We start from the raw sequence: 976 nt of genomic DNA, 5'->3' as shown, positions 1-976 counted from the left end.
GGCCTACCCGCAGGTCAGCGTGCACCTGCAGCAGGCCGCCGAAAGCGATGCGCTGGACCTGCTCAGCCAGGGCGATGCGGACATTGCCATCATTTCCACCGCGGGCGCCGAGCCCAGCGCCGGAATCGCCATTCCGCTGTACCGCTGGCGGCGGCTGGTGCTGGTGCCGCGTGGGCATGTGCTGGACCGTCCCGGTGCGGCGCCGGACCTGCAGGCGCTGTCCACCCAGCCGTTGATCAGCTATGAATCCTCCACCCGCGGCAGCTCCTCGCTGCAACGTGCCTTCGCCAGCGCCGGGTTGACCCCCGACATCGCGCTGACGGCGCTGGACGCGGACCTGATCAAGACCTACGTGCGCACCGGCCTGGGCGTTGGCTTGCTGGCGGAGATGGCGGTCAACGCCAGCGACGAAGACCTGCGCGCGTGGCCGGCCCCGGCACCGATCGACGAGTGCATCGCGTGGGCGGTGCTGCCGCGTGACCGGGTGCTGCGCGACTACGCGCTGGAGCTGGTGCACGTGCTGGCCCCGCAGATCGACACCCGCGACCTGCGCCGGGTCATCGACGGCAACCAGGAGGCCAACTGGCCGCTGCCGCCCACCTGGGAATCGCTGACGCAGACCATCACCGTCTGAGAAGCGACGGGGATGGCCGCGCATGCGTGCACGACCCCGCGCCTTTGGTGCGCGCCCTTCAAACAGAAGGGGACGTTCCTCCAGAGGGGGTGAGGGCATCGGCCGGGGCGTTGCAAAGGCCGCTGCGACGGTTGGTCGCAGGGCGCCGGGCCGCCCGACCCACGGTCGGGCGCTACCATGACGCGGTGAACCGTCGCCGCCGCCCGTATGCCGTCCTGCTGCAGCTCGCCTTCGTAGCGACGTTGCTGATGGCGCTGGCGCCGCTGGTCAGCCGCTGGCAACAGGCACAGGCCGATGCGCCGCGGATGCTGATGCCCTCGGGCATGGCCCATGCCATGCCGG

At 70.9% G+C, this 976-nt stretch carries 1 protein-coding gene; it reads left to right on the top strand.

Features of this window, described 5'->3' with window-relative positions:
- The coding region (locus DBR34_RS20015; protein WP_258224193.1) for a LysR substrate-binding domain-containing protein at positions 1–634 on the top strand (634 nt) is incomplete at its 5' end.
- Between the last annotated feature and the right edge of the window lie 342 nt (positions 635–976).

The sequence above is a fragment of the Stenotrophomonas sp. HMWF003 genome (assembly GCF_003061285.1).
Taxonomy (GTDB): Bacteria; Pseudomonadota; Gammaproteobacteria; order Xanthomonadales; family Xanthomonadaceae; genus Stenotrophomonas; species Stenotrophomonas maltophilia_AP.
Note: the sequence above shows the minus strand (reverse complement) of the source record. Positions and strands in the feature narration are given on the sequence as shown.